General features: G+C 67.9%; 18 protein-coding genes. 3 read left to right on the top strand and 15 right to left on the bottom strand.

The features are described from left to right. Positions 1–74: 74 nt before the first annotated feature. From rseP to C0541_RS14000, 15 genes are all read right to left on the bottom strand, one after another. Positions 75–1,421 (bottom strand): RIP metalloprotease RseP, encoded by a 1,347-nt coding sequence (rseP, locus tag C0541_RS14070; protein ID WP_115049242.1) that lies wholly within the window; start codon positions 1,419–1,421, stop codon positions 75–77. Positions 1,422–1,447: 26 nt separating this feature from the next. Further along, positions 1,448–2,638, bottom strand: coding sequence for a 1-deoxy-D-xylulose-5-phosphate reductoisomerase (locus C0541_RS14065; RefSeq protein WP_115049240.1), 1,191 nt, complete (start codon positions 2,636–2,638; stop codon positions 1,448–1,450). Positions 2,639–2,640: 2 nt separating this feature from the next. Then, entirely contained in the window at positions 2,641–3,468 is an 828-nt protein-coding gene (locus tag C0541_RS14060; RefSeq protein ID WP_115049238.1) for a phosphatidate cytidylyltransferase, read from the bottom strand. After that, positions 3,465–4,226 carry a polyprenyl diphosphate synthase gene (gene uppS, locus C0541_RS14055; RefSeq protein ID WP_161960069.1) on the bottom strand — a complete coding sequence of 254 codons (762 nt, stop codon included), beginning with the start codon at positions 4,224–4,226 and terminating at the stop codon, positions 3,465–3,467. Before uppS ends, C0541_RS14060 begins: the two co-directional genes overlap by 4 nt. A gap of 17 nt (positions 4,227–4,243) precedes the next feature. Next, positions 4,244–4,801 carry a ribosome recycling factor gene (frr, locus tag C0541_RS14050; protein ID WP_115049235.1) on the bottom strand — a complete coding sequence of 186 codons (558 nt, stop codon included), beginning with the start codon at positions 4,799–4,801 and terminating at the stop codon, positions 4,244–4,246. 198 nt (positions 4,802–4,999) lie between these two features. Continuing rightward, entirely contained in the window at positions 5,000–5,722 is a 723-nt protein-coding gene (gene pyrH, locus C0541_RS14045; protein ID WP_115049233.1) for a UMP kinase, read from the bottom strand. Between the two features lie 106 nt (positions 5,723–5,828). After that, positions 5,829–7,352: a sensor domain-containing diguanylate cyclase gene (locus C0541_RS14040; RefSeq protein ID WP_115049231.1), complete on the bottom strand. Its 1,524-nt coding sequence runs from the start codon at positions 7,350–7,352 to the stop codon at positions 5,829–5,831. Between the two features lie 278 nt (positions 7,353–7,630). Continuing rightward, positions 7,631–8,509, bottom strand: coding sequence for a translation elongation factor Ts (gene tsf / locus C0541_RS14035; protein WP_115049229.1), 879 nt, complete (start codon positions 8,507–8,509; stop codon positions 7,631–7,633). 169 nt (positions 8,510–8,678) lie between these two features. Next, the gene (gene rpsB / locus C0541_RS14030; protein WP_115049227.1) at positions 8,679–9,500 is read right to left on the bottom strand and encodes a 30S ribosomal protein S2; all 822 of its coding nucleotides are present in this window, start codon (positions 9,498–9,500) and stop codon (positions 8,679–8,681) included. Positions 9,501–9,906: 406 nt separating this feature from the next. Beyond that, entirely contained in the window at positions 9,907–10,614 is a 708-nt protein-coding gene (locus C0541_RS14025) for a fimbrial biogenesis chaperone (protein WP_115049226.1), read from the bottom strand. Positions 10,615–10,616: 2 nt separating this feature from the next. Then, the gene (locus C0541_RS14020; RefSeq protein WP_115049224.1) at positions 10,617–10,949 is read right to left on the bottom strand and encodes a hypothetical protein; all 333 of its coding nucleotides are present in this window, start codon (positions 10,947–10,949) and stop codon (positions 10,617–10,619) included. A 48-nt stretch (positions 10,950–10,997) separates the two neighbouring features. Continuing rightward, on the bottom strand, positions 10,998–12,032 hold the full coding sequence (locus tag C0541_RS14015; RefSeq protein WP_161960068.1) for a Csu type fimbrial protein: 1,035 nt from the start codon (positions 12,030–12,032) through the stop codon (positions 10,998–11,000). Beyond that, the gene (locus C0541_RS14010) at positions 12,029–14,380 is read right to left on the bottom strand and encodes a fimbria/pilus outer membrane usher protein (RefSeq protein ID WP_115049221.1); all 2,352 of its coding nucleotides are present in this window, start codon (positions 14,378–14,380) and stop codon (positions 12,029–12,031) included. Before C0541_RS14010 ends, C0541_RS14015 begins: the two co-directional genes overlap by 4 nt. Before the next feature lie 16 nt (positions 14,381–14,396). Continuing rightward, positions 14,397–15,167, bottom strand: a complete 771-nt coding sequence (locus C0541_RS14005; protein ID WP_115049219.1) for a fimbrial biogenesis chaperone — start codon at positions 15,165–15,167, stop codon at positions 14,397–14,399. Positions 15,168–15,175: 8 nt separating this feature from the next. Continuing rightward, positions 15,176–15,700, bottom strand: coding sequence for a Csu type fimbrial protein (locus tag C0541_RS14000; RefSeq protein ID WP_039530071.1), 525 nt, complete (start codon positions 15,698–15,700; stop codon positions 15,176–15,178). A 318-nt stretch (positions 15,701–16,018) separates the two neighbouring features. On the opposite strand from C0541_RS14000, the gene map reads away from it, so the two are divergent. From map to dapD, 3 genes are read left to right on the top strand one after another with little or no spacing between them, the layout of a single operon-like run. Beyond that, entirely contained in the window at positions 16,019–16,795 is a 777-nt protein-coding gene (gene map, locus C0541_RS13995) for a type I methionyl aminopeptidase (RefSeq protein ID WP_104606308.1), read from the top strand. After that, positions 16,792–19,401: a [protein-PII] uridylyltransferase gene (locus C0541_RS13990; RefSeq protein WP_115049218.1), complete on the top strand. Its 2,610-nt coding sequence runs from the start codon at positions 16,792–16,794 to the stop codon at positions 19,399–19,401. The genes map and C0541_RS13990 overlap by 4 nt, the downstream gene beginning before the upstream one ends. 28 nt (positions 19,402–19,429) lie before the next feature. Then, on the top strand, positions 19,430–20,617 hold the full coding sequence (gene dapD / locus C0541_RS13985; RefSeq protein ID WP_161960067.1) for a 2,3,4,5-tetrahydropyridine-2,6-dicarboxylate N-succinyltransferase: 1,188 nt from the start codon (positions 19,430–19,432) through the stop codon (positions 20,615–20,617). Positions 20,618–20,633: the final 16 nt, after the last annotated feature.

Below are 20,633 nucleotides of genomic sequence, written 5' to 3'. Positions count from 1 at the left end.
GGTTGGAGTCGATTTCGGGTGTTGCTGGATGCCGACGTATGACGACGACAACAGGCGGAAAGAGTGGAGCAGTTTCATCGTGGAACCAGGCCGAGGATGTCGTTGTAGAACGCCAGTCCCATCAGCCCGGCCAGGACCGCCAGGCCGACATACTGCCCGGCAATCATGGCCCGTTCGCTGATCGGGCTGCCCTTGACCAACTCGATAAGGTAATACAGCAGATGCCCACCGTCCAAGATCGGGATCGGCATCAGGTTGATGATCGCCAGGCTGAGCGACAGCAAGCCCAGGAAATACAGGAACCAGTCGAGCCCGCGTTCGGCCGAGGCGTTGGCGGCGCGCGCGATCGTGACCGGCCCGGAGATGTTCTTGACCGAGGCCTGGCCGGTCAGCATGCGCTTCATCATGCCCAGCGAATCGGCGGTCATCCGGCCGGTTTCACGGATCGCGGCCGGCACCGCGGCGAACAGGCCGTACTGCTGGCGGCTGTCGTAGGCAGGCGCCTGCGCAGCCGCAAATCCAACTCCCAGCATCCACTGTCCCTGCGGCGACCGGCGCGGGGCGATTTCCAGCGCCAGCCGGTCGTCGCCGCGTGCGACCTCGATCATGCCGGTCCCGCCCTGCGCGCCCAGCGCCTGCAGCTGCGCGGGAATCTCGTCGGCCGACCGGATCGGCTGGCCGTCGATGGCCACGATGCGGTCGCCCGGCTGCAGCAGCCCCTGCGCCGCCGAGCCGGCGACCACCTGGCCCACCACCGGCGGCTGCAGCATGAATTGCCAGCCGATGCCGGCCAGCGACGCCACGCGGCGCTCGTCAAAGCCGGCTGGCAGCTGCGACAGCCGCAGCGTGTGCTCGCGGTTGCCGGCGCCTTCGGCGGCGGTCAGCACGCGGATGTCGCGCTGGTCCATCGCCGCCGTGGTGAGCTGCATGCTGGCATCGCTCCAGCTGCTGACACTGCGCCCATCGATGCGCACGATGCGCTCGCCCGGGGTCAGCCCGGCTTCGGCGGCCAGGCCATCGGTGCGGCCGATGGTGGCCGAATAATCCTGCTTGCCGACCACGAACATCGCCCACAGCAGCGCCATGCACAGCAACAGGTTGGCGATCGGGCCGGCGGCCACGATGGCGATGCGCTGCCAGACGGTCTTGCGGTTGAAGGCCTGGTCCTGCTCGGCCGGATGCACCTCGCCTTCGCGCTCGTCGAGCATCCTGACGTAGCCGCCCAGCGGAATGGCCGCCACCACGAATTCGGTGCCGTGACGGTCGCGCCGCATCCACAGTGGCTTGCCGAAGCCGACCGAAAAGCGCAGCACCTTGACGCCACAGCGCCGCGCGACCCAGAAGTGCCCGAATTCGTGGAAGGTCACCAACACGCCCAGGCTGACGATCATCCACCAGACCGAACCGATGAAATCACCCATGGATGCAACTCGGTTGCGTAAATCGATCAGGCATGAAGGCGGTGATGGGCGAGGGCGCGTTCGGTGATCTGCCGCGCTTGCGCATCGGCAGACAGCAGGGTGTCGAGGGAGTCGGCATTGTGCCGTGGGAGCGTTGTCAGTGTGTGTTCGACCAACGCAGGAATCGCTAGGAAACCCACCTGGCCCTGAAGAAACGCTGAAACAGCCACTTCATTGGCCGCGTTCAGGATTGCCGGCGCGGTCCCGCCAGCCTCCAGCGCTTCCCAGGCAAGGCGCAGGCAGGGGAATGCGGCCGTGTCCGGCGCCTCGAAATCCAGCCGGCCCTGGGTCAGCAGGTCCAGCCCGGCAACGCCGGACTCGACCCGCTCCGGCCACGCCAGGCCGACCGCCAGCGTGGTGCGCATGTCCGGCAGGCCGAGCTGGGCCAGGGTGGAGCCGTCGACGAACTCCACCAGCGAGTGCACCAGGCTCTGCGGATGCACCAGCACGTCGATCTGCGCGCCGGGCAGGCCGAACAGGTGATGCGCCTCGATCACCTCCAGGCCCTTGTTCATCAGCGTCGCCGAATCCACCGAAATCTTCGGGCCCATCGACCATTTGGGATGGGCGACCGCCTGCGCGGGCGTGACCGTGCCCAGCGCGGCACGGTCCCAGCCACGGAACGGCCCGCCGGACGCGGTCAGGATCACCCGACGCACGCCGCGACTGGCGTCGCAGGAGCGCAGGCACTGGAAGATGGCGCTGTGCTCGCTGTCGATCGGGATGATCTCGGCGCCGGCTGCAGTTGCGGTGCGGGTCAGCAATTCGCCGGCCAGCACCAGCGATTCCTTGTTGGCCAGCAGCAGGCGCTTGCCGGCGCGCGCTGCGGCCAGCGTGGACGGCAGGCCGGCCGCGCCCACAATCGCAGCGATCACGGTGTCGCAGGCGTCGCTGGCGGCCAATGTGTCCAGCGCCGCGGTGCCGGCGTGCGCCTGGGTCGCCAGGCCGGCGTCGCGCAGGCCGTCGCGCAGCGCCGGGTACAGCGCCGGGTCGGCAATTACCGCATGCGCAGGGCGGTGCGTGGCGCACAGCGCCAGCAGGGCGTCCACCTGGCTGCCGGCAGACAGCACGCTGGCGCGCAGCCGCTCGGGGTGGCGGGCAATCACGTCCAGTGCGGAGGTGCCGATCGAGCCGGTCGCGCCGAAGACGGCGACCTGGCGGGGAGAAGAGCCAGCCATGCCTAGAATCCGAGAATTTCCTTGCCGAGTGCGAACACCGGCAGGGCGGCGAGCACGCCGTCGATGCGATCCAGCACGCCGCCGTGGCCCGGGATCACCGCGCCGGAGTCCTTGGCGCCGGCATGGCGCTTGAGCAGGCTCTCGAACAGGTCGCCCAGCACCGAGGCCAGCACCGCCACCGCCGCCACCAGGATGAGCTGCGGCACGTGCGCCAGGGTGAGCCCGGCCAGCCAGCCGAACGCGCAGGCGACCACGATGCCGGCGAGCATGCCGCCGACCAGGCCTTCGATGGTCTTGTTGGGGCTGACCCGCGGCGCCAGCTTGTGCTTGCCGAACGCGCGGCCGGCGAAGTAGGCGCCCGAATCGGCCGCCCACACCATGGTCAGCGCGGTCAGCAGCCACAGGTTGCCCTTGTCCGGGTTGGCATGCAGCAGCACCAGCGCGGCCCAGGCCGGCAGCACCGCCAGCGTGCCGGCAGCGAGCTTGAGCGCGCGCGCCTGGCCGTTGCCGTGATCGGCGCCGAAGGTGAAAAAGCGCAGCCACAGCAGCGCCAGCAGCCACCAGACCACGCCCACCAGGGCCGCGATCTGGAACAGCACCATGGAGCCGGCCGACGCCCACACCATCAGCACCATCAGCAGCAGGTTGAGCATCAGCAGCACGGTGCGCGGCAGGCTGTCGTCGATGCCGGAGAGCTTGAGCCACTCCCACAGGCCGGTCAGGAACAGGACCGCTGCCAGCGCCGCCAGCCATTGCGTGGGCAGCAGCACGATCGCGCAGATGGCGAGCGGCGCCATGATCAGCGCGGCAATCACGCGGGTCTTGGTCATGCGGAGGAACTCTCCGTCGCCTTGTCGGCGATCTGGGCGCTGGTCAGGCCGTAGCGACGTTCGCGCCCGGCATAGTCATCCAGCGCCTGCTGCAGTACGCCGGCATCGAACTCCGGCCACAGGGTTTCGGTGAACCACAGTTCGGTGTAGGCCAGCTGCCACAGCAGGAAATTGCTGATGCGGGTGTCGCCACCGGTGCGGATGAACAGGTCCGGCGCCGGCAGGTCGGCCAGTGCGACGCGGCTGGCCAGCAGCGCTTCGTCGATCTGCTGCGGTTGCAGGCGACCGGCCGCCACGTCTTCGGCCAGGGCCCGCGCGGCCAGCGCAATGTCCTGGCGGCCGCCATAGCTGGCGGCAATGCTCAGCACCAGGCGCGCATTGGCCGCGGTGATGCGTTCGGCAGCGGCCATGCGCTCGCGCAGCGGCGCGGCAAAGCGGCCGCGATCGCCGATGAAGCGCACCTGCACGCCGCGGCGCTGCAGCTCGTCGACCTCGCGGTCGAGCGCATGCAGGAACAGCTTCATCAGCGCATCCACTTCTTCCTGCGGGCGCCCCCAGTTCTCGCTGGAGAACGCAAACAGGGTGAGCGCCGAGACGCCTTTTTCCAGGCAGAAATCGATGGTGCGATTGACCGCGCGCGCGCCGGCACGATGGCCGATCATGCGCGGACGCCGCCGACGCTGCGCCCAACGCCCATTGCCATCCATGATGATGGCGATGTGGCGCGGCACGGCGGCAGCGGAAGGTGCTGGATGCATGGCAGGCGATGCCACGATCAGACCGTCATCAGTTCCTGTTCCTTGGCCTTGACGACCTCATCCACATCCTTGATGGCCTTGTCGGTCAGCTTCTGGATGTCGTCCTCGGCGCTGCGCGCCTCGTCTTCGGTGACCGCCTTGTCCTTGAGCAGATCCTTGACCTGCTGGTTGGCATCGCGACGGATGTTGCGGATGGCCACCTTGCTGTCCTCGCCCTCGCCATGCACGGACTTGCTGAGCTCCTTGCGGCGCTCCTCGGTCAGCGGCGGCAGGTTCAGACGGATCACGGTGCCGACCACGGTCGGGGTCAGGCCCAGATCCGAGGCGTAGATCGCCTTCTCGACGTCCTTGATCATGCCCTTGTCGAACAGGCTGATGACCAGCGAGCGGCCTTCGGAGACGCTGATGCTGGCGACCTGGTTGAGGGGGGTGTCGGTGCCATAGGCCTTGACCTTGATGCCGTCCAGCAGCGCCGGGGAGGCGCGGCCGGTGCGCACCGTGGTCAGGGAATGGCGCAGAGCATCGATGCTCTTGGTCATGCGCGTGAGCGCGTCTTGTTTGATCTGGTTGAGCATCGCCGGAATCCGTGTGGAGCTGAATCCGGGGATTATAGCCGGGACTGGGGTTTCACGACTCGCGGGTCGCCAGGACCCGCGCGGCCGGTTCACTTGATGGCGCCGCTTCCCACTGCGGGCGCTCGACGGACAGGCATCGACGCGGGCGCCAGCGCCGCGCCTTTGCGATTCCCCAATCCCGATTCCCGATTCCCAGCCTCAGCTGCGACCCTGCACCAGCGTACCGATCTGCTCGCCATGCAGGATGCGCAGCAGCACGCCGGGCTCGCTCATGCCGAAGATGCGCAGCGGCAGGTCGCTGTCGCGCGCCAGGGCGAAGGCGGCGGTGTCCATCACTTCCAGGCCCTGCAGGATGACCTGGTCGTAGCTCAGGCTGTCGTAGCGCACCGCGTCGGCGTGCTTCTTCGGGTCCTTGTCGTAGACGCCGTCGACCTTGGTCGCCTTGAGCAGCAGGTCGGCGCCGATCTCGATCGCGCGCAGCGCCGCGCCCGAGTCGGTGGTGAAGAACGGGTTGCCGGTACCGGCGGCGAAGATCGCGATGCGGCCCTTTTCCAGGTGGCGGATCGCGCGACGGCGGATGAAGTCCTCGCAGACATCGTTGATCTTGATCGCGCTCATCACGCGCACCTTGGCGCCGAGCTTCTCCAGCGCGTCCTGCATCGCCAGCGCGTTGATCACGGTGGCCAGCATGCCCATGTGGTCGCCGGTGACGCGGTCCATGCCGCTGGCGGCCAGGCCGGCGCCGCGGAAGATGTTGCCGCCGCCGATCACCAGCGCGACCTGCGCGCCGGCCTGCTGGGCTTCGATCACTTCATGGGCGAGGCGATTGATGACCTTGGGGTCGATGCCGTAATCCCCGTCTCCCATCAGCGCCTCCCCGGAAAGTTTGAGAAGAATGCGGCGATAGGCAAGTTCGGACATGGGGGAAACCTCGGTGTGGGGGATCGGCAAACGCCGGCAAGTCTAGCGGAAGCCTGTCACCGGGCGTGGTAAAAATTCGGTAGTTGGCGATGACGTGACGCGTTGCTCAATGCGCGCGCGGCGGCTGCGGCGTCGGCACGTCGGTCGCATCGTAGGCGGTGACCCGGTTGCGGCCGCGATGTTTGGAGCGATACAGCGTGCTGTCTGCAGCCTGCAGCAGATGCTCGATGCTCTCGAACTGCCGGCCGCCGCCGCCGTGGGTGGCCAGGCCTGCCGAGAAGGTGATGTGCAGCGGGCCGCCCTGCAGTTGCGCCATCGGCGTGCGTGCGGTCTCGGCCAGGATGCGCTCGACCACCAGCAACGCCGCTTCGGCCGCGGTGTTGGGCAGGATCACCAGGAACTCCTCGCCGCCGTAGCGGGCGACCAGATCGCTGGTACGCACCATGCGCTGCAGCGTCTGCGCGAAGTTGCGCAGCACCTCGTCGCCGACCAGGTGGCCGTGCGCGTCGTTGACGCGCTTGAAGTCGTCCAGGTCGATGAAGGCGATCGACAGCGGCCAGTTCTGGCGCGATGCCAGCTCGAACTCGTTGGCCAGCGCAGTGCCGAGCTGGTGGCGATTGAACACGCCGGTCAATGCGTCGCGGCTGGCCTGTTCGGCCAGATGGCGCATGCGGTTTTCCGATTCGTCGGCATGCCGGCGCGCTTCGGCGACATCCTGCAGTTCGCGCAGGCTGCGCAGCATCGCCAGTTCGCGCGCCTGCTCGAAGATCATCTGGATGTGCTCGGGTTGCGGCACGCGGATGTCGAACAGGGCTTCCAGTTCGGGCAGCGATTCGGCGATGCGTTCGATCACCTTCTCGAAGCGTTCGGCATCCAGGTCCAGGACCTGCTGCGCCTGTTGCTGCGCGTGTTCGGTGGCCGCCACGGCACTGGCCGACAGCCAGATGTCGGCCAGGCGCCCGGACAGCGCGACGCAGGCCATGAACGGCGCCAGGCTGGCGGGCTCTTCCTCGCTTTGCGCGATGGCGTTCTGCAGGTACGGCGGCAACTGCCATTGATGCGCCAGCCAGGCGCCGACTTCGGCATGGGTGGCGCCCAGTTGCTCGCGTTCGGCCTCGAGCAGCGCGGCGTTGTCGAGCGCCTGCTCCAGCAGCGGCGCATACAGCTCGGGCGCGCCCTGCAGCAGGGCCAGCTTGCCGATGTCCTGCAGCAGGCCGGCCAGCATGAGTTCTTCGGGTTTGCGGATGCCGTAGGCCTGGCCGAGAATGCGGCTGGCCAGCGCGCACAGACCGGCGCGGCGCCAGATGCGCTCATGCAGCGGATGCGCGGCGAAGGTGCTGCGCACCCCGTGCACCATCGAAAAGCCCAGTGCCAGGCTCAGGGTGGCGTTGAGGCCGAGCATGGTCAGCGCCTGGCCGAGGTTGTCGATGCGGCGGCGGCTGGCGTACAGCGGCGAATTGGCAACCCGCAGCATGCGCGCGCTCAATGCCATGTCCATGCCGATGACGTCGGCGGTGGCGGTCATGTCCACGTCGGGGTCCTGCGCCAGCTCGATGATGCGCAGCGCGACGCCCGGCGGCGACGGCAGGTTGCGGCAGTAGTGCAGGGCGGCCTGTAGATCTGGTTGCATGGGTCATCGCCGACGGTGAGCGCAAGCATACCGCCGCGCTCGTTAATGGGGCACGCCATGCTCCGCCGTCGCCCCGCTGCAGCGCGTGCGTGACGGACGCGGAAAGCCTGGTCGGCATTCAGGTTTAACGGCACCGGCAATGACATCTGTAGCAACGCGGTCGCGCGCAGGCGCGGCGGATGCGTTCGCTTCAGCTTCGTGCGTCGATGTGGCCGCGCCAACTGCGGGCCAAAAAAAAGCCGCGGCACGCCGCGGCTTCTTCTGCGCCGTGGCGCGGATCAGGCCAGGCCGGCCTGCTTCATCACTTCGGCGGCGTAGTCTTCCACCACCTTCTCGATGCCTTCGCCAACGGCCAGGCGCTGGAAGCCGATGACCTCGGCGCCGGCCGCCTTGACCGCCTGCTCGACGGTCTGGTCGGTGTTCAGCACGTACGGCTGGCCGTACAGCGTCACTTCGTTGATGATCTTGCTGATCTTGCCGCTGATGATCTTTTCCAGGATCTCGGCCGGCTTGGCCTTGTCCTTCTCGGACATCTTGGCCAGTTCGATTTCCTTTTCCTTGGCGACGAATTCGGCCGGAACATCGGAGGCCTTGACGTGCGGCGGGTTCATCGCGGCGATGTGCATGGCGATGCCGCGAGCCAGCTCGATGTCGCCACCCTTCAGCTCGACCAGCACGCCGATGCGGCCGCCGTGCACGTAGGCTGCGACGTTGTTGGCGCTGTCGATACGGACCAGGCGACGCACCTGCAGGTTCTCGCCGACCTTGGCGATGACCGCGGCGCGACGCTCTTCGATGGTCTCGCCGCTATCGAGCTTGACGCTCTTGAGCGCTTCGGCATCGGCTGCGTCCGCGTTCAGCGCGGCGGTGGCCACGGTCTCGGTGAAGGCCAGGAAGTTCTCGTCCTTGGCGACGAAGTCGGTCTCGGAGTTGACTTCGACCAGCACGGCCTTGCCGCCGGCCTGTGCGGTGGCGATGCGGCCTTCGGCGGCAACGCGGTCGGCCTTCTTGTCGGCCTTGGCCAGGCCCGACTTGCGCAGCCATTCGGCAGCGGCGTCGATGTCGCCTGCGTTTTCGACGAGTGCCTTCTTGCACTCCATCATGCCGGCGCCGGTGCGCTCGCGCAGTTCCTTGACCAGGGAAGCAGTGATTTCCATGGAATTACCTCATATGGACGAATGCGTGCGGCGGAGTGTTCCGCCAGTAGGAGACGACGCAGCCATGCCGGCCGCCCCCGTAGAGATGTTCAGTGGCCTCGGCGACGGGCCGCGCTGGACCCGTCGGGGCTGCGGCCGCACAGCATGGTGCGGCCGCATTGCAGGCCGATTACTCGGCAGCCGGAGCAGCGGCGTCGGCCGGCGCGTCAGCCTTCTTGTCGCCCTTCTTGGCCGGGGCGCGACGGCCCTTGCCTTCGTCGCCGGCTTCGGCCGAGAACTCTTCTTCGCGTACCGAGGCGGAGTTCGGCGCAGCAGCCTTGCCTTCCAGCACGGCGTCGGCGGCGGCACGTGCATACAGCTGCACGGCGCGGATGGCGTCGTCGTTACCCGGGATGGCGTAGTCGACCAGGGCCGGATCGTAGTTGGTGTCGACCACTGCGATCACCGGGATGCCGAGCTTCTTGGCTTCCTTGATGGCGATGTCTTCATGGCCGATGTCGATCACGAAGATCGCGTCGGGCAGGCGGTTCATTTCCTTGATGCCGCCCAGCGAGGCGTCCAGCTTCTCGCGCTCGCGACGCAGGCCCAGCACTTCGTGCTTGACCAGCTTGTCGAAGGTGCCATCGGTCTCGGCCGACTCCAGTTCCTTCAGGCGGGCAACCGACTGCTTGACGGTACGGAAGTTGGTCAGCGTGCCGCCCAGCCAGCGCTGGGTCATGAACGGCATGCCGCAACGCTCGGCTTCTTCCTTGATGGACTCGCGCGCGCTGCGCTTGGTGCCCAGGAACAGCACGGTGCCGCGCTTCTGCGCGATCGAGGAGAGGAAGTTCATCGCGTCGTTGAAGAGCGGAACGGTCTTCTCGAGGTTGATGATGTGGATCTTGCCGCGTGCGCCGAAGATGTACGGCGCCATCTTGGGGTTCCAGTAGCGGGTCTGGTGGCCGAAATGGACGCCGGCTTCCAGCATCTGACGCATGGTGACTTGGGGCATTGAAGTAACTCCTGATAGCGGAATCACCGTGCGCGGACTGGACTTTGAAGAGTCCGCACAGGGATGTGCGGGCCCTTGCGAAAGGATGCGCACAAACGATTCCGGGGTTGGGCTTCCCTGCCGCCTCCGTGACGAACCCCTCGCGGGGCACCCCGGCACGGATGGTGGCGGCAGGTGTGAATTCGTCGATGACGTCCGACGTGAACGACGCAATGCGCAAGAGACGCAAAACAGCCGGGGGAGTATAGCCGGCGGAGCGGGAGCGCGCAATTGGCGAATCGGGATTGGGGAATAGGGATTCGGGATTGGCGGGCCGTGTGTCGCGGCAGTTGTTCGCTGTCGGTCCAGGATGGTCAAAGCGCCAGCTCTTGCGAATCCCCAATCCCGAATTCCCAATCCCCAGAGCTCACGGCTCCAACGCTAACGTCGTCTCGATATCGCTGTTGATGCGCGCCACGAAGCGGCCGTTGCCGGCGGGCAGGTCGGCGGGCAGCGGCCAGTGGCGGGTCTGGCCGGGCAGCACGTAACCGGCGAGGTCGTCGCGGATGCGGCGACGCGTGCCGCCGGCATCGATGTAGGCCAGGTCGGCCAGCCTGGCATGGCTTGGCCCGGCATTGCGGACCTGCAGGGCGCGGCCGCTGCCGTGGCCGGACAGGCTGGCCTGCAGGGCCGGGTGCGGGCCGCCCGGCTGGCTGGGCTGGACGAACACCGGCGTGGAATAGCGCAAGAGGTCGCCATCGCTGCCGGTGGCATGTTGGGTGACCACCAACCGGTAGCTGTCCTCGGTCTGCACCGGGCTGGGGCCGAGGCGGATCACCCGCAGCAGTTGCCGGCCTTGCGGAGGAATTTCGAAATGCGCCGGGCTGACGGTGGCGGCGGTGGTCGGTTCGAGCAGCTCGCGGTCGCCATCCTGGCGCCAGCGGTAGAGCCTGGCGTCGGCCCGCCACGGTAGTGCCGCCTGGTTGTACAGCCAGACGGTGGCCTGGTCGCTGCCGGCGGCAATGCGTGCGGTCGTCGGGGCGATCGCGATCTCGGCGCCAGCGGCGCTACCGGCCAGGGCCAGGCCGGCCAGTGCAAGCGCAAGCACGCGGCAGCAGGAGCGAGGCGCGGCCATGCTCAGAACGCGATCGTGGTCATGCGCGCGCTGCCGGCAGGCGCCGGTCCGGCAAGTGCGCTGGCATCCTGCGCGGAACTGGCGACGGCGGGTGCGCGGGGGGCGCTGGCAGGCGGCGTGACCGCCATCGGCGTGCCCCTGGAACAGCTGGCGCGCGGCGGCGCAGTGCGCAGCTCGCAACCGCTGAGCAGGCGCAGGCCGATGTGCAGGGTGAAGTTTTCCGGGCCGCGGGCGGTGGCCGCGCTGGCCGCGGTCGAGGTCGCGGTGCAGACGAGGGCGGCCAGGGTCAGGCGCTTGAGCAAGGTGACCAGCGTCATGAAGGCAATCGTTTGCATTGGAGACGTAACAAATAGCGACGCCCCCGATGTGAACTTTATTAACTGTCAGTAAGTGATGGAGACGGTCACCGTGTCGTTGTAGGCGCCTGCAATGGGCTGCTGCGGTGCCGGCGCGCGGCCATGGACGGTCACCGTCTGCGCGAGTCCGTTGCCGGTGCCGCTGAGCGTATCGACGCCGATGCTGGTGCCCCAGCGGTTGCCGCGGCCGGCATCCCGGTACAGCTCATAGGTGATGTAGTTGGCGCTGTCGGCATGGCGCATGCGCCGGGTGCTGCCGGCGGCATTGATGCCGTCGCCCAGCCCGATGTTCCAGGCGGTGCGGTTGGTGCACGACAGGCTGATGGTGGAGGTGCGGTCGATGGCGGTATCGATGGTGCCGGCGATGCTGCCGAAATCCAGGTCGGTGGTGACGTAGGTGTTGCAGCGGGCCGGCACGTTGGCCGAGGCGGTGAACGGAAACGCGTTGCTGGCGGTCTTGGTCCCGATGCCGCCGGCGGTGCAGCTGCTCGGCAGCGGCGGGATGCCGATGATGCTTTCGTTGTAGGAGTAGCGCAGCACGGTGTCGGCGCCGCCGAAACTGCTGGTGTGGTTGCCCACCGACAGGATCTGGCTGGCCGGAATCCGCCCATACAGGGTGAGGGTGATTGTCTGCGAGCCGCCGGTGAGCACCGGAACGCCGTAGGACAGGGTCAGCAGGCGCGGCGAAGGCGTCGTCGACCCGGTGGCACCCCAGACCTGGGTGCGCGTGGCCTCGCTGTAGATCTGGAAGTCCAGGCTGTCGCCGGTGGGATTGAGCAGGCGGCGCGGCGCAGACAGCCCGTTGCTGGCGCTGCCCGGACCGAGGTCCAGGCACAGACTCACCTGCGCATAGCCCAGCACGCTGAGCGCGGCGGTCGCGCAGGAGACGTTGAGCGTCGCCACCGCGTCGGTGGGGCCGTTGGCCGCCACGTTGCCGAATGCCAGCGGAGTGCCCAGCGTGACGCTGCAGGTGGTGTCCGCGTGCGCATCCTGGCCGGGTGCAAGCCACAGTATGGCGATCGCCAGCGCAAGCAGCAGGCGCCCAAGGACGGGCAGGCTCATGGGGTGTCCTGCTCGGGGACGCAGGGCAGCGGGCCGACCCGCGCAATGCCGCCGGGGGTGGCCGGGTAGGTGAACCGTGCGCTGCAGCGGCCAGCGGGCAGCTCGACCAGGATGCGGTTGTCGGGCTGCAGGTTGTCCAGATAGGTCTCGCCGTCGTAGCCGACCACCACGCGCTCGGCATCGCCTTCGCGCTGCACCACGCTGCCGACCGGCAACGGCACGCCCCGGGCGTCGTGCAGCACGATCATGGCCGCGCGTACCCGGGTGATGCCGAAGCGCACCGCCACCCCCGACTGCTGGCGCGGTGTCACCGCGGTATCGACGCGGTCCACGCGCAGGTCCGCCGGCAGGTTCAGGGTGTCGATGGACAACTGGTTGCGCTGCCACGACTGCAGCGGGGTGACCAGCAGCATCCCGCGCGCATCGGTGACGCCGATCAGGCGGTTTTCCAGCCGCACCGGAACGCCGGGCTGGCCGTCGGTGGACACCACCGCGAAGGCATCCTGGATGTCGCGCGCGGCAAAGCCGCTGCCGTTCATCCACACCAGGCTGCCGCTGGCGCTGGCATAGCCGAAGTTGTCGCCGTCCTGGTTGGCGACGCCGAGGTTGTAGCGGCCGATGCGGTTCAACCATCCCAGTTCGGCCAGACCGCCGTTGGCATCGTCGCCGGCCCGCCCCTGCAGGCGCCAGCCGATCCCGCCCAGGTCGCCGTCGCCGGGCAGCGGCTGGCTGAGGTCGGCCACAAAGCCGGTGCGGTTGCCGTTGCGCTGCATCGAGGCGCTGGCCTGGCGCAGTTCGCCGAAGGTGGTCGACAGCGACAGGTACAGGCTGCGGTCGCTGCGCACATCCAGGTTCTGGTTGCCGGACAGGTTGGCCGCCCAGTTGCGCCCGAAATTGCGCGACCAGAACAGGCTCGCGTAGCGCGAGGTGTCGCCCTGCGGGTAGCTCAGCCGCACATAGCTGGTGCCCAGCGAGCCGATCGGATCGACGTTGACGCCGAACGCCACGCGGTCGCTGATGCGCGCCGGCAACGCGCCCTGCAGTGCGCCCAGGTCGCGATAGTCGCCGTGGGTGCGCTGGGTACCGGCGGCCAAGTTGAAGCGACGGTTGTTCCAGGCATAGCCCAGCACGTATTGGCCACCGCGCAACGCATCCATCCGGCTATGCGCGTAGGCGAGGTTGGCCACGCCGCCCACGCCGAGCAGCCACACACCGCCGGCACCGGCATTGACCACGCCGCCGCCGGCCTCGGCATGCGCCTCGATGGTGAGGTCCTCGCGCACGCCGTTGCGCAGCGTGGCGCTGGCGACCGTGCGCGAACCATAGGAAAACGAGCGCACGCCGTAGTCCTGGCGCAGATGGCCGATGCCGGCCGACCACTCGGAAATGCCGCGGGCCAGCAGTTGCGGCGTGCCATAGAACGCAAAGTCCAGCCGGCGCACCTGGCCGAACGCATCGGTCACCACGATCTGCGCCTGTCCGGTGCCGCTGATGCCTGGCTGCGCGGCCAGCTGGAACGGGCCGGCCGGCACCTGGCCGCTGTACTGGCGCAGGCCATCGACGTAGAGCTCCACGGTCGAGGGCACCACCGCCTCGCCCAGGAAGCTGGGCGTGGGGGTCAGCACGCGGTACGGCTGCAAGGCGTAATTGCGGCCGATCTGCACCCCGCCCAGGCGGATCGAGCGGCTCCAGTCGACAAAGCCGCTGTAGAAATCGCCGACCGTCAGGCTGGTGGCGCTGTCGGGGAAGTCCATCTGCCAGGCGCTGTCCAGGCGCACCGCTTCGCTGCGCCAGCGCTGGTCCTGCGGACGGTCGTAGGCCAGGAACACCGCGGTGGTGTCGACCATGCCGCGGCCGATGCCGAAAGCGCGTACTTCGGTTGCCAGCGACACGCTGCTGGCCCCGGCATTGCGCGTGGCATAGAAGTCGTAGTTGAGCAGCATGCCCGGCGAGGCGGTGGCGCTGGGCGGCGCGACCTGTTCGGCCTTCAGCACCGTGGTGGAGAGCGACAGCTGCGCCAGCGGCACCTGCAGCGCCAACCGCTGCAGCGCGGCGTCGTAGCGCACTTCCACGTCGGGCAGGCGATCCAGGTCGACCAGCTCGCTGGCGGCGCGGTCGGCCAGGACGAAGCCCAGCTTGCGCAGCGTGTCGACCGAGCCGCGCAGGTGGCCGTCCACCAGTTCGAACGGTGCCAGGCCGCGGTCGGCCTGATTGAGGGTGACATCCAGGTACAGCGTCTGCGGCAGGGCCGCCACGCTCTGCGGGGCCTGGTCGGGCAGTGGCGCCACGTCGGCCAGATCGGCGGGCGCGGCATGCGCCAGGCCGGTGGCGGTCGCAAGCAGCGTCATCGCCAGCCGGCCCGCATCACGGCGCTGCTGGCGCGGCCAGCAAGGTGCGTTCGTCCGCCTCACCATTGATCCTTGCGATGATGGTGCCGCGGCCGAACTGGGCCAGCGGCGCACCCAGCGACCAGCGCATGGTCTGGCCGGGCAGGACGTAGCCCACCAGCCCGTTCAATGCGGTCCTGGTCGTGCCATCGACCCGATGCTGCAGGTCGGCGACCTGGGCGTGGCCGTCGCCGGTGTTGCTGATCTGGATCTGCGCAGTGCCGTCGCTGCCGGCAATCACCTGGGTGTTCAAGGTCGGCGTGGATTCGGTCTTGCCCGGCGGCAGCAGGAAGATCGGCACCGAGTAGCGCAGCACGAACTGCATGCCCTTGCGATCGGCATCGGCACTGGGCAATTCGTCGACGATGATGCGGTAGCAGACTTCCTCGCGGGTGGGCGCGGGCCCGGCGCGAATCACCCGGATCAGCTGGCGCTCGCCGGCGGCCAATGTGCGCATCGGCGGGCTGATCAGCAGTTCCTGGGTCGGGTCGAGCTGGTCCTTGCCGTCGCGCTGGGTCCAGCGATACGCGCGGGTCTGCACCTGCACCGGCGCGCTGCCGCTGTTGCTCAGCCACAGCCCGTCGGCGGACTGCTGCGCGCTCAGCGTCAGCGAGGTCGGTGCCAACTGCAGGCTGGCTGCATGCGCCGGCTGCAGCGGCGCGCCGCTGCCGAGCGCCAGCGTCAGGGCCAGTGCGGCAGTGACCAGCCAGGCCGGCATCCGGTACGACAGGGGGTGGTGCACTGGCATGCGCGCGCTCAATAGACGATCGTGGCGGTGATGGTGTCTTGGTAGGTACCGGTGGCGGGGTTGTTCGCCGACGGGTTGGTCACGCGGCCGTAGACCGGATAGACCTGGTTGATGCCGGTGGCGGTACGGCTCAGCGTGTTGGTGCCGGTGGTGCTGCCCCAGACCGTGCTGCGGCCCAGATCCTGGTACAGCTGGTAGGCGATGAAGTTGTTGGTGGTGACCAGCGCATCGGTGTTCTTCATGCGGCGGGTGGTGACGTCGTTGGCGGTGCCGGCATTGCTGCCCGCGCTCAACGCGATGTTGTACGGGGTCAGCGCGGTGCACTGTGCGGTGACGCTGCCGTTGGCGTCGGCATTGGCGGTCGAGGTGGACAGCACCGAGCCGAAGTCGACGTCGGTCGCGGAGGCGGCGGTGATGGTGCAGGCCTTGGTGACGGCGATCTTGACGTTGAATGTGGTGGTATCTGCTGCGGTGGCAACGCCAATGGTCGAGAGCAGGCCGAGGGACAGCAGGACAGGGCGGACAGTACGCATGGACATTTCCTTGACCGGTCTGGTCATTGGTGACGCGACAACTCGTCGCCCTCCCTGCAATGCATCAGCCGTGCCAAAGATTACCCCGAATAATTTGGCTATCTCGCTGTTTATCCTCTAATTTTTCGCGAAATTGCGATGTCTCTCGGATGACCTCGCTCACGGCTTTTTTGGCGCGCATGGCTGTGCGTCACACATGAATACGCGGCACCGTCAGTTTCCTGCTGCCCGGTCCGTTTCGGCGGTCGATGCCTGCGGAAAGAAAAAACGCCCGCGCAGGCCGTTCAGATTCAGCCCGGATCGGCGATAATCGTGGCCATGAGCGTCAATCTGAAAACCAAAGAAGAAATCGAACTGATGCGCGTCGCCGGCCGTCTGGCTGCCGAGGTGCTCGATGTCGTGGCTCCGTATGTGCAGGCGGGCGTGACCACGGCCGAGCTGGACCGCATCTGCCACGACCACATCGTCAACGTGCAGGGCACCATTCCTGCCAATGTCGGCTACCGCGGCTTTCCCAAGAGCGTGTGCACCTCGGTCAACAACGTGATCTGTCACGGCATCCCGAGCGCGGCCAAGGTCCTGAAGGATGGCGACATCGTCAACATCGATGTCACCGTCATCAAGGACGGCTGGCACGGCGACACCAGCCGCATGTACTACGTCGGCACGCCGTCGGTCATGGCCAGGCGCCTGGTCGACACCACCTATGAAGCGATGTGGCGCGGCATCCGCGCGGTCAAGCCGGGCGCGACGCTGGGCGATGTCGGCCATGCGATCCAGAAGTTCGCCGAGGCCGAGCGCTTCAGCGTGGTGCGCGATTACTGCGGCCACGGCATCGGCAAGGTCTATCACGACGAACCGCAGGTGATGCATTACGGCCGTCCCGGCGAAGGCCTGGTGCTCAAGCCCGGCATGACCTTCACCATCGAACCGATGATCAACGAAGGCACCTACCACCATAAGACCCTGCCGGACGGCTGGACCGTGGTGACCAAGGACCGCAAGTTGTCCGCCCAGTGGGAACACATGGTCGCAGTGACCGAAGACGGCGTGGATGTGCTGACGCTGTCGCCGAACGCTCCCGCTCCGGTATGACGGCTACGCCGGCGGACCGACCCGACCCGGGTGTCGCCGGCGATGCCGAGTGGGCCGCGCAAGCGCGCCCGCTGCTGGTGCATGCCGACATGCGGCTGTGCAAGCGCTTCGACCAGGGCGAGCCGATCGAGCGCCTGGTGGCCTTGCGCGCCCGCGCGGTCGATCAGTTGATGCGCAATGCGTGGACGCGCTGCATCCCGGCCGATGCCGAGCTGTCGTTGCATGCCGTCGGCGGTTATGGGCGTGGCGAATTGTTCCCGCGCTCGGATGTGGATGTGCTGGTGCTGGGCGAGACCGGCGTGCAGCAACAGCACGAGCAGGCCCTGGCGCGGTTGTTCGCCTTGCTGTGGGATGTGGGCCTGCCGATCAGCCACGCGGTGCGCTCGCCGGCGCAGTGCACCGCCGCAGCGGCCGACCAGACGGTGCTGACCGCCTTGATCGAGTCGCGCCCGCTGGTGGCCGGCAGCCAGGCGCGTGCCGCGCTGGCGGCTGCGATTTCGCCGCAACAGGTGTGGCCGGCGCGCGAATTCTTCCAGGCCAAGCGCGAAGAGCTGCTGGCGCGGCATCAACGCTTCGGCGATACCGCCGACAATCTGGAGCCGGATATCAAGGACGGCCCCGGTGGTCTGCGCGACCTGCAGACACTGGGCTGGATGGCGCTGCGCGCGTTCGGGGTCAAGGATCTGGAAGCGCTGGTCGGACTCGGCCATGTCGGCTTCGACGAAGCCGCAGCGCTGCGGCGCGAGCGCGAGGAACTGGCGCGCTTGCGCTTCGGCCTGCATCTGGTCGCCAAACGGCCGGAAGAGCGGCTGGGGTTCGATTACCAGAAGACGCTTGCCCAGCGGCTGGGCTTTGCCGACGACCCGGAAAGCCTGGGCGTGGAAAAGATGATGCAGCGCTTCTATCGCAGCGCTGCGCTGATCCGTCGCATCAGCGACCGCCTGCTGCAGCGCTTCGAAGAGCAATTCGATGGCGAAGCAGTGCCGGAGCCGCTCGGCGGCGGCTTCAGCCTGCGCCGCGGCTATCTGGCCGCGGATGCGGAAGACTGGCCGGCCGGCGATGTGCTGCAGGTCTTTGCGCTGTTCGCGCAGTGGGCGGCGCATCGCGAGGTGCGCGGGCTGCATTCGCTGACCGCGCGCGCGCTGGCCGAGGTGCTGCGCGAGTTGCCGGCCTACGAGGTTGCCGATGCGACCGCGCGCGACCGCTTCATGGCGTTGCTGCGCGGCCCGCGGGCGGTGGAGTCGCTCAACCGCATGGCGCGCCTGGGCGTGCTGGGCCAGTGGATTCCGGCCTTCGCCAGCGTGTCCGGGCGCATGCAGTTCGACCTGTTCCATGTCTACACGGTGGACCAGCACACCTTGATGGTGCTGCGGAACATCGCGTTGTTCGCCGCCGGTCGCGCCGACGAGCGTTTTTCGATCACCCACGAAGTCTGGCCGCGGCTGCGCAAGCCGGAATTGCTGCTGCTGGCCGGGCTGTTCCACGATATCGCCAAGGGCCGTGGCGGCGATCATTCCGAGCTGGGTGCCGTGGATGCGCGCGCGTTCTGCCAGGCGCATCGGCTCAGCGACGGCGATACCGAACTGGTGACCTGGCTGGTGGAACAGCATCTGCGCATGTCGGTGACCGCGCAGAAGCAGGACATCTCCGACCCGGAGGTGATCCATCGCTTCGCCACCCTGGTCGGCACGCGCGAGCGGCTGGACTATCTGTACCTGCTGACCTGCGCCGATATCGCCGGCACCAGCCCCAAGTTGTGGAACGCCTGGAAGGACCGGCTGCTGGCCGACCTGTACTTCGCCGCGCGGCGCGCGCTGCGCGAGGGCCTGGAACATCCGCCGCCGCGCGAAGAGCGCCTGCGCGAAGCGCGCGAGTCCGCCCGCGCGCTGATGCAGGCGCAAGGCCACGACGATGCCACCATCGACCGCCAGTTTGCCGGCATGCCGGATGAAAACTTCCTGCGCTTCCGTCCCGAGCAGCTGGCCTGGCAGGCGGTGTCGCTGATCGAGGTGCAGATCGGGCAGACCATGGTCAAGGCGCGGCGCGCGGTGCCGGACAACGACGCGCTGGAAGTGTTCGTGTATTCGCCCGATCGCGACGGCCTGTTCTCGGCAATCGTCGCCACGCTGGATCGCAAGGGCTACGGCATCCACCGCGCCCGCGTGCTGGATGCGCCGCACGATGCGATCTTCGACGTGTTCGAGGTGCTGCCGCAGGACAGTTCTGCCGATGGCGACCCGCAGCGTCTGGCCGCGGCCTTGCGCCAGGTGCTGGCCGGCGACCTGCACAAGGTGCGGCCCTCGCGGCGGGCAGTGCCGCGCCAGCTGCGCCACTTCCGGTTTGCGCCGCGCGTGGAGTTCAGCGAAAGCGCCGGTGGCCGCCGTACCCGCATCAGCCTGGTGGCGCCCGATCGCCCCGGCTTGCTGGCCGATGTGGCCAATGTGCTGCGGCTGCAGCACCTGCGCGTGCACGATGCGCGCATTGCCACCTTCGGCGAGCGTGCCGAAGACCAGTTCCAGATCACCGACGAGCACGACCGCCCGTTGCCCGAATCCGCCCGCCAGGCGCTGCGCGATGCGCTGTGCGCCTGCCTCGATCCCACCTAGTAGTCCGTTAGCCTGTTCGGAGACCCCCATGGCCACCAGCAAGAAGACCGCGCGCAAGCAGGGCGCGACCACCACCACCAGCGCAGCGCCCAAGCGCGCGACGCGCGACGCCGGCAAGGCGCGTCAGGCGCCGGCCGTCGACAAGACCAAGGTCACCGCGGCGGCCGGCAAGGCTGCTGGCGCCGGCAATAGTGTCGTCAAGAAAGGCGTTGCCAAGAAAAGCGTTGTCAAGAAAGTCGCGCCCAAGCCGGCAGCCAGTGCCGCCCCGCGCGTGGCCAGGCAGCCGACCAGCGTGGTGTCCGCACCGGCTGCCAAGAAGGCTGCAGCTGCGAAGAAACTGCCGATCGCCGAAAAGGCCGTGCGCAGCGCTGCAGCGCCGGTGGGCAATGACGAACTCAGGCTCGGCATCGAGAGTGCGTTCGAGCGCCGTGCCAGCCTGACCGTCGACGAGATCGACGGCTCCACCCGCGCCATCGTCACCCGCGTCATCGATGGCCTGGAGCGCGGCGAGTTCCGCGTCGCCGAGCCGGACGGGCAGGGCGGCTGGACCGTCAACGCGTGGTTGAAGAAAGCCGTGCTGCTGTATTTCCGCGTCAACGAGATGGCGGTGATCGACGCGCAGCCGGCGCCGTTCTGGGACAAGGTGGAGTCGCGTTTTGCCGGCTTCGGCGAGGCCGAGTTCCGCAAGGCCGGCGTGCGCGTGGTGCCGGGCGCGGTGGCGCGGCGCGGCAGCTATTTCGGCAAGGACGTGGTGCTGATGCCGAGCTTCACCAACATCGGCGCCTATGTGGGCGAAGGCACCATGGTCGATACCTGGGCCACGGTGGGCTCGTGCGCGCAGATCGGCGCGCACTGCCATCTGTCCGGCGGTGCCGGCATCGGCGGCGTGCTCGAACCGCTGCAGGCCAGCCCGACCATCATCGAGGACCACTGTTTCATCGGTGCGCGCTCGGAAGTGGTGGAAGGCGTGGTGATCGGCCACCACAGCGTGATCGGCATGGGCGTGTTCATCGGCCAGAGCACGCGCATCTACAACCGCGCCACCGGCGAGATTTCCTACGGCTACGTGCCGCCTTACAGCGTGGTGGTGTCCGGCCAGCTGCCGTCGAAGGACGGCTCGCACTCGCTGTACTGCGCGGTGATCGTCAAGCAAGTGGATGCCAAGACGCGCAGCAAGACCAGCGTGAACGAGTTGCTGCGTGGGTTGGCAGATTGAGGGTCAATGCGCGTAG

Origin of the sequence: Xanthomonas arboricola, assembly GCF_003353015.1 — a bacterium.
Classification (GTDB): domain Bacteria; phylum Pseudomonadota; class Gammaproteobacteria; order Xanthomonadales; family Xanthomonadaceae; genus Xanthomonas; species Xanthomonas arboricola_E.
The sequence above is the reverse complement of the archived record's forward strand: the minus strand, read 5'-3'. Positions and strand labels throughout refer to the sequence as shown.